The organism is Burkholderia sp. BCC1985 (genome assembly GCF_905339915.1).
In the GTDB taxonomy this organism is placed as follows: domain Bacteria; phylum Pseudomonadota; class Gammaproteobacteria; order Burkholderiales; family Burkholderiaceae; genus Burkholderia.
The window spans coordinates 1-7,955 of sequence record NZ_CAJPGY010000088.1 but is presented as its reverse complement, the minus strand read 5'-3'; the positions used below and the strand labels follow the sequence as shown (position 1 = coordinate 7,955).

The window sequence follows — 7,955 nt, the reverse complement described above, 5'->3', positions numbered from 1 at the left end:
TTTCGGCGGCAACGCCTTGGTCGCAGGCACGACCGACCCCGAGCACCCTGTCGCCGTCGTCGTCAGACCACCATCGAAGCTCACCCCGATCGATCCCGCCAAGGACTGGTTCCGCGCACGCGGCGGCAACAACGCGTACCTCCCCTGGTGGGGACGCCGACACGACACCGACTACGGCATGCAAGGCTATTCGTGGTGATGCAAACCAGCACCGCGGCATGTGGCGAGCAAAACACCAATGCCGCGCGAATCATCGAGAGGACGAGTCACATGCGAGGAATCATCCGGGTAGGCGACAGCCATACCCACGGCGGCCGGGTCGAGTCCGGCGCCGACATCAGCAAGGTCATGGGGCGCGCGGTCGCGCGCTTCGGCGACACGTGTTCGTGTCCGATCCACGGCGCCTGCACGATTGCCGCCGGCGACGCTGCCTTCAACGTCGAAGGTCGGGCCGCCGCATTCGACGGTCACAAGACTTCGTGCGGCGCGACGCTCATTTCTTCCATTCCGAGCTCCGGGCACCCCTGAATGCTGAAGATACGACGCATGACCGCCGAACAGTTCCAGCTGCTGCGGCTTCAAGATACCCGGATCAAACCGTTGAACCAATGGGCCCTGCACGAGATTTTCGTGAAGGGCCGCCCACAGCGCGAGCTGGCCGCGAAACTGGGTATGAACCGCTCGGCAATGTCGCAGCTCGTTCGCAAGGCGTGGCAGCGGTATCTGGAACTACCGGGCAACGTCACGCACCTCACCACGCTCACGATTACGATCCCGACGAAATATGAACAAGCGCTGCATGCCTGGGTGCAGGACGCGCATCGTTTATCGAATCAGCCCGATCAAGACGAGTTGACGTGATCGACGCGCCCCTCAAGGCGTTCACGGACATCCGATACGTCGCAGGCAGGCCGGGCAACGCCCGCCGGCAGCGCCCGGCCGCGCCGGCATCCGCATGAACAATTCCCGATCTTCTATCAGGCCCAGACGAAAACAAATTCCCCCATATCAAACAAAAAGAAAACGTTATTCCACATCGCTCTGAATTCACAGCCAACTTTGGATCCTTTTTCCCCGTCCTCCCTCGTATCATTTCTCCCATTCCGAAGAGAAAGAACCAGAGAAGGACATGAGCGATACCACCCCGCTGCACTACCTCGACTACGCAGCCACCACCCCCGCGGATCCCCGCGTGATCGAAGCGATGACGGCCTGCCTCGGTGCCGACGGCATCTTCGGCAATCCCGCGTCGAGTTCGCACGCCGCCGGCCGGCTCGCGAAGGAAAAGGTCGAGCACGCACGCGCGCAGGTCGCCGCGCTGATCGGCGCGCAGGCCGACGAGATCGTCTGGACCTCGGGCGCCACCGAATCGAACAACCTCGCGCTGAAGGGCTACGCGGAGACCGCGACCGGCAAGCGCCACCTCGTCACGAGCCGCATCGAACACAAGGCGATCCTCGACACGATGGCGAACCTGTCGAAGCGCGGCATGACCGCGACCTACCTGACACCCACCGCCGACGGCGAAATCACCGTCGACGCCGTGGCCGCGGCGATCGGCCCCGATACGGGCCTCGTGTCGCTGATGCTCGTCAACAACGAACTCGGCACGCTGACCGACATCGGCGCGATCTCGCGCATCGTGCATGCGGCCGGCGCGCTGCTGCACGTCGACGCCGCGCAGGCGCTCGGCAAGACGCCGATCGACGTGCGCGCGCTCGGCATCGACCTGCTGTCGATGTCCGCGCACAAGGTGTACGGCCCCAAGGGCATCGGCGCGCTGTTCGTCCGCCGCGAGATCGCCGAGCGCATCGCGCCGCAGATCCACGGCGGCGGGCACGAGCGCGGCCTGCGCTCGGGCACGCTCGCGACGCACCAGATCGTCGGCATGGGCGTGGCGTGCGAACTGGCCGCCGAGAAACTCGAGCGCGAAGCCACGCGGATCGCGGCACTCAGCGCACGCCTGAAGGACGCGCTGCTCGCGCTCGGCGACGTCACGCACAACGCGGCAGCGGCACGCCGCATCCCGCACACGCTGAGCCTCACGGTGAACGTGCCGGGCTTCTTCCCGTTCATGCTCGGCGATGCACTCGCCGTGTCGTCGACCTCCGCATGCAACTCGACCAGCGGCGCGCCGTCCCACGTGCTGACCGCGATCGGCCTCGACGAGCAAGCCGCGGGCCGCACGGTGCGGATCAGCTTCGGCCGTTTCACGACGGAACAGGACGTCGATTTCGCGATCGCATGTTTCGCGCGCGCACTCGAGCAATGCCGGGCCGCGGCAGCGACCGGGTTCACCGCATCGCGACAGATCACGCCGGCGGACCTGAAAGCGATCCGCAGCGCCGGCTTTCGCGCGGTGATCTGCAACCGGCCGGACGGCGAAAGCGCCGATCAACCGGCATTCGAGGCAATCGCCGCCGCTGCGCGCGAACTGGGCCTCGACGCGCGCTATCTGCCGGTCGAACGCGACCGGATCGACGATGCGGAAGTCGACGCGTTCGGCGCGCTGGTCGACGCGCTGCCGAAGCCGGTGCTCGCCTATTGTCGAAGCGGAAGCCGCGCCGGGATGCTGTGGAACCGGCTGACGGCGCGGCGCACGGCAACGGTCTGAGCGCAGCCCGCATGTAACGAAGCATCGCGCGCGTCCACGTTCATGCTCGAAACCGACGTTTCGACGCGTGGCCGCCCGGGCGTCGCGATCAAACGCCGAATGCAAGTCGGTGGAAAGCGCGAAGTGCGCGCGAAGTGCTGCGCGCATGTCCGCTGGCACAGGCCGGGCTCGTCGATCGGGACATCATCCCGCTCGGGTCCGTTCCGGCGTCGGAGGCCCTGTTTGCATCTGGCGACGTGCAAGCCCGGCAGCCGCTACTTCGCATACTCCAGTTGCAGCGCCACCCAGTCCGACGTCGCGTCGCCGTAGCGCGCCGCGACGTCGCCGAGCACACCGGGCAGCACCGCTTCGCCGCGCCGCCCGTCCGGAATCGTCACGCGCGCGTGGCCGGCATCGGCCGGTTGCGTCAGCAAGCGCAGCCCGTGCTTCGATTCGATCACGTGCGCGTCCGCCGTTGCGACGATGTCGCTGCGCCACGTCCGCGCCCACGCATCCGCGGTGAGCGCAACCGGAAGTTCGTCGAATCCGCTCGCGACAGGCAGATCGAAGGTCCGATGCCGCCAGAACGCGACGCGATTCGTCAGTGCAGTCGCCACGGCGCGCGCGGTCAACCCGAACCGGCTGCCGTCGTGAACGTCGCTCCATCCGTGCGCGCCGATGTCGCGTGCCGTTTCGCGCGCGGCCACCGGCCCCGCCAGCGCATTCACCAACGCAAGCGACGCGGGAATCGACGCCGACACGCCGCTCGTCGTCATCACGTTGCCGTCCATCACGTAGCGGCGATCGTCGACCCACGCCGTATCGGCAAAACGGCGACGCAGCCCGTCGCGCGAATACCAGTGCGCGGTCGCGATGCGATCGCGCAGCAGCCCGGCGTTCGCGAGCACGGCCGCGCCATCGCAGATCGCCACCATCGTGGCGCCGGCAGCGGCCTGTTTGCGCAGCCACGCGAGCACGGCCGGCCGGTCGGCACGATGCAAGGCCGGCACGATCACGACGTCCGCGCCGAGGGGCACGTCCGCGTCGAACCGATCGAACGTCGTATCGGCCAGGATCCGCAGCGCGGGCATCAGTTCGACGGCGCCGGCGTCGGCCGACACGGCCACGACATCGGCCGCGCCCGACGCCTTCAGAATCGCGTACGGGACGATGAAATCGGTCGTCTCAGTTCCGGCATTGTCCGCGACGATCGCAACGAGCGGCCGCGTGCGGCCCGCCTTCGGTGCGTTCACGCTCAGCGTTTGCGTGACCGTTCGTGCGCCGTGCGCGGCCGACGGCCCCGACTGCCCCGACATGCACGCGCCCAGCACCGCGCATACGAGCAGCGCAACCGCCACGCGCATCGCCCCGTTTCTGTTCCGTTCCCGCATCGCCCACCCGCGTCAATCGATTGCATGTGCGGAAAATTACAAGGATCATGCACGCGGTCACAAGGACAACTCCACCGCACTTTCCGCCATGCCCCAGTCAACCGGTCCGGCACGCGACATCGTCGTCGTCGGCTTCGAAGGCGTCCAGTCACTCGACATCACCGGCCCGATGGAAGTGTTCGCGGTCGCGAACCGCCATCTTCCCGGGCATGTCCCGCGCTATCGGCTCACGCTCGCATCGCAACACGGCAACGACATCGTCACGCACGCGGGCCTGCGTCTTGCCGGCCCGACCGCGCTTGCGGCGTTGCCCGAGCCCATCGACACGATCATCGTCGCAGGCGGCAGCGAAGCGGCGCTGCGGCACGCGGCGTCGAACGCCGGCGTGCTGCCCTGGCTGCGCACGCGGATCGCGGGCACGCGGCGGATCGCAAGCATCTGCACGGGCGCGTTCGTGCTCGCCGCGGGCGGATGGCTGGATGGCAAGCGCGCCACCACGCACTGGAATCAGTGTGCGACGCTGCAGGCGCTTTGCCCCGACGTGGGGGTCGAGCCGGATGCGATCTACGTGAGCGATCCGCCGTTTCATACGTCGGCCGGCGTGACGGCCGGCATCGACCTGTGTCTCGCACTCGTCGAGGCCGACTGCGGCGCGCCGACCGCGCTCGCGGTCGCGCGCGAGCTCGTGCTCTTCATGCACCGTCCCGGCGGACAGACGCAGTTCAGCGTCGGTCTCGACATCCAGGCAAACGCGACGCCACCGATGCGCGCGCTGCTTACGTCGATCGCCGACGACCCGACCGGCGACCTCGGCGTCGCCGCGCTGGCCGCGCGCCTGCACATGAGCGAGCGCACGTTTGCGCGCAATTTCCTCAAGGAGGCGGGGCTCCCGCCCGCGCAATTCGTGCTGGCCGCACGCGTCGAGCGCGCGAAGGCGCTGCTGGAGCGGGCAGACTGGCCGCTCGAACGGGTCGCGGAACGTTCGGGGTTCGGCAGCGTGGATGCGCTGCAACGTGCATTCGCGAAGCGGGTCGGGATATCGCCGCGCGACTACCGTGCGCGGTTCGGACGGAAACCCGGCAAGCAGAAAGCCGAGTAGGCCGCTCCAGGTTCCCTGCCGGGCCGACTCACGGGATTGCGACACGGGGCGCGATCGACTTCAGAAAGCGATTGCGGGCCATGTCGCCCTTCACGGGAGCGCACTTTTTCCCCGGCTGTCGCATTTCGACAAGTACGGATCATCCCGATCCGCATGGATTCCTTACAAATATTCAGCCCGCCATGCGATGCCCCCGAACGGTGCACCCGTCCGGAGTTTCACCGGATTGCCGAAATCCGATATCGCCGCGAGATTTGGCTTCATACCGTTCCGTATCGGACCGGATACGCGACCGCCATCGATGCATGACAGCGCGTGCCCGCCGACGAATTCCAGGAGCGGGCCGCAGCACCGGGCCCGGGCAGCGATGACGGTCCTGCCTCGCAGGACATACGTGACGGAGCGAATATGGATGCGAAAATCCAGCCTGATGCAGGTATCGACAGCGACGTAAGCCTCCTCCACAAGATGGGATATGCGCAGGAGCTGTCGAGACGCATGAACGGCTTCTCGAACTTCGCCGTGTCGTTTTCGGTGATCTGCATTCTGTCGGGCGGTATCACCGCGTTTCAACTGGCGTTCTCCGCGGCCGGCGGCGCCTCGGTCGGCCTCGGCTGGCCGCTCGGCTCGCTGTTCGCGCTGATCGTCGCGGTGTCGATGTCGCAGATCGCGTCCGCGTTTCCGACCGCCGGCGGCCTTTATCACTGGGGCGCGATCCTCGGCGGGAAGAAATGGGGGTGGATGACGGCGTGGCTCAACCTGATCGGCCTGATCTTCGTGATCGCGGCGATCAACTTCGGCACCTATGATCCGTTCTTCAAGACGCTGATCGCACCGATGTTCGGCGTCGGTCCGGACAGCCTGACGTGGTGGCATCAGACCGCGTTCATCACGGTCATCACGATTTCGCAGGCGATCCTGAACGCACGCGGCATCCGGATCGCGAGCAAGATCACCGACCTGTCCGGCTACCTGATCTTCGTCGTGACGATCGCGCTGGTCGTGTCGCTGCTGGTCTACTCGCCGGTCACGTTCGACCTGCATCGGCTCGTCACCTTCACCAACTACACGGGCGTCGACGGCGGCGCCTGGCCGAAGCAGACCACGCCGCTCGCGTTCCTGTCCGGCCTGCTGCTGGTGACCTACACGATCACCGGTTTCGACGCGTCCGCGCATACGTCGGAAGAAACGCACGACGCGGCGAAGAACGTGCCGCGCGGCATCATCGGCTCGGTGTTCTGGTCCGCGGTGTTCGGCTACGTGATGGTGTGCACGTTCGTGCTGGTCATGCCCGACCTGACCGCCGCGATGAAACAGGGCACCGGCTTCTTCGAAGCGATCCTCGCGCCGATCCCGAAGACCTTGCGCGTCTGCCTCGAGCTCGCGATGTTCTTCATCAACTACGTGTGCGGGCTCGCCGCGATCATGTCGACGTCGCGGATGATGTACGCGTTCGCGCGCGACGGCGGGCTGCCGGCGTCGAAGCTGCTGCGCAGCGTGAATCACAATCACCGGACGCCCGGCCCCGCGATCTGGACCTGCGCGGTGCTCGCGATCGTCGTCACGCTGTACGGCGACGCGTTCTCGGTACTGAGCGCGGGCAGCGCCGTGTTCCTGTTCATCTCGTATGCGATGCCGATCGGTTCCGGGATGCTCGCCGAAGGGCGCACGTGGACCGAAAAGGGCCCGTTCCAGCTGGGCATCTGGTCGAAGCCGTGCGCGCTGCTCGCGCTGGTGGGCGCGTGCGTGCTCGCGTACGTCGGCATCCAGCCGCCGAACGAGAAGGTGCTCTACGTGCTCGTCGCATTCGTGGGCGTGCTGATGGTGATCTGGTACGGGTTCGGCGTGCGCAAGTCCTTCGCCGGGCCGCCGGTGCTCAAGGACACGCGTAACGACGAGCGTATTCGCGAACTCGAGGCGAACGTCGATCCGACCGTGTGACGCGGCACCGATTCGCACACAGCGCAAAAAATCCGGCTCGCGGTGTGCGAGCCGGATTTTTTTACATCGCTTCGGAACGAGCGAGGTTCAACCGCGTCGGCAGTCGAACCCGATTGCCGCGTCTCAGCCGTAGACCGGGAAACGCTGCGTCAACTCCGCGACCAGACCGCGTACGCGTTCGATCGTCGCGGCATCTTCCGGTGCTTCCAGCACGTCGGCGATCAGGTTGCCGACCTTCTCCGCTTCCGCCGGTCCGAAGCCGCGCGTCGTCATCGCCGGCGAACCGAGGCGGATGCCGCTCGTCACGAACGGCTTTTCCGGATCGTTCGGGATCGCGTTCTTGTTCACCGTGATGTGCGCCGCGCCGAGTGCCGCTTCCGCTGCCTTGCCCGTGATGTTCTTCGCGCGCAGGTCCACCAGCATCACGTGGCTTTCCGTGCGGCCCGACACGATCCGCAGGCCACGCTTGACCAGCGTTTCAGCCAGCACGCGTGCGTTCTCGACGACCTTCTGCTGATATTCCTTGAACTCCGGCGACAGCGCTTCCTTGAACGCCACCGCCTTCGCCGCGATCACGTGCATCAGCGGGCCGCCCTGGATGCCCGGAAAGATTGCCGAGTTGATCTGCTTCTCGTATTCCGACTTCATCAGGATCACGCCGCCGCGCGGGCCGCGCAGGCTCTTGTGCGTCGTCGTCGTGACGAAGTCCGCGTGCGGCACCGGGTTCGGATACACGCCCGCTGCGATCAGGCCCGCGTAGTGCGCCATGTCGACCATCAGGTACGCACCGACCGACTTCGCGATCTTCGCGAGACGCTCGAAGTCGATCTTCAGCGCGAACGCCGATGCGCCCGCGACGATCAGCTTCGGCTTGTGCTCGTTAGCCAGCTTCTCGGCCGCGTCGTAGTCGATGTCTTCCTGTTCGTTCAGG

The 7,955-nt window shown here is 66.5% G+C and carries 7 protein-coding genes and 1 pseudogene; 6 read left to right on the top strand and 2 right to left on the bottom strand.

Translation table 11 applies throughout. The features are described from left to right. From U4Z31_RS36605 to U4Z31_RS36590, 4 genes and pseudogenes are all read left to right on the top strand, one after another. Positions 1 to 199, top strand: a pseudogene (locus tag U4Z31_RS36605) (virulence factor); the annotation flags it as partial. A 71-nt stretch (positions 200 to 270) separates the two neighbouring features. After that, the gene (locus U4Z31_RS36600) at positions 271 to 528 is read left to right on the top strand and encodes a PAAR domain-containing protein (RefSeq protein ID WP_321812960.1); all 258 of its coding nucleotides are present in this window, start codon (positions 271 to 273) and stop codon (positions 526 to 528) included. An 18-nt stretch (positions 529 to 546) separates the two neighbouring features. Next, positions 547 to 861: a TrfB-related DNA-binding protein gene (locus U4Z31_RS36595; RefSeq protein ID WP_044848364.1), complete on the top strand. Its 315-nt coding sequence runs from the start codon at positions 547 to 549 to the stop codon at positions 859 to 861. Between the two features lie 268 nt (positions 862 to 1,129). After that, positions 1,130 to 2,614, top strand: a complete 1,485-nt coding sequence (locus U4Z31_RS36590) for an aminotransferase class V-fold PLP-dependent enzyme (RefSeq protein WP_321812959.1) — start codon at positions 1,130 to 1,132, stop codon at positions 2,612 to 2,614. A 254-nt stretch (positions 2,615 to 2,868) separates the two neighbouring features. On the opposite strand, the gene U4Z31_RS36585 is transcribed toward U4Z31_RS36590, so the two are convergent. Then, on the bottom strand, positions 2,869 to 3,984 hold the full coding sequence (locus tag U4Z31_RS36585) for a DJ-1/PfpI family protein (RefSeq protein ID WP_321812958.1): 1,116 nt from the start codon (positions 3,982 to 3,984) through the stop codon (positions 2,869 to 2,871). Positions 3,985 to 4,072: 88 nt separating this feature from the next. Here U4Z31_RS36585 and U4Z31_RS36580 point away from each other — a divergent pair, with 88 nt between their 5' ends. Next, entirely contained in the window at positions 4,073 to 5,083 is a 1,011-nt protein-coding gene (locus tag U4Z31_RS36580) for a GlxA family transcriptional regulator (protein WP_321812957.1), read from the top strand. Between the two features lie 408 nt (positions 5,084 to 5,491). Beyond that, on the top strand, positions 5,492 to 7,024 hold the full coding sequence (locus tag U4Z31_RS36575) for an amino acid permease (protein ID WP_124489854.1): 1,533 nt from the start codon (positions 5,492 to 5,494) through the stop codon (positions 7,022 to 7,024). A 123-nt stretch (positions 7,025 to 7,147) separates the two neighbouring features. Here U4Z31_RS36575 and glyA read toward each other — a convergent pair. After that, the coding region (gene glyA, locus U4Z31_RS36570) for a serine hydroxymethyltransferase (RefSeq protein ID WP_321812956.1) at positions 7,148 to 7,955 on the bottom strand (808 nt) is incomplete at its 5' end.

Excerpts from the sequence above, each read along its gene's own strand:
- U4Z31_RS36600 (WP_321812960.1), top strand. The coding sequence starts at position 271 with ATGCGAGGAATCATCCGGGTAGGCGACAGCCATACCCACGGCGGCCGG.
- U4Z31_RS36595 (WP_044848364.1), top strand. The coding sequence starts at position 547 with ATGACCGCCGAACAGTTCCAGCTGCTGCGGCTTCAAGATACCCGGATC.
- U4Z31_RS36590 (WP_321812959.1), top strand. The coding sequence starts at position 1,130 with ATGAGCGATACCACCCCGCTGCACTACCTCGACTACGCAGCCACCACC.
- U4Z31_RS36585 (WP_321812958.1), bottom strand. The coding sequence starts at position 3,984 with ATGCGGGAACGGAACAGAAACGGGGCGATGCGCGTGGCGGTTGCGCTG.
- U4Z31_RS36580 (WP_321812957.1), top strand. The coding sequence starts at position 4,073 with ATGCCCCAGTCAACCGGTCCGGCACGCGACATCGTCGTCGTCGGCTTC.
- U4Z31_RS36575 (WP_124489854.1), top strand. The coding sequence starts at position 5,492 with ATGGATGCGAAAATCCAGCCTGATGCAGGTATCGACAGCGACGTAAGC.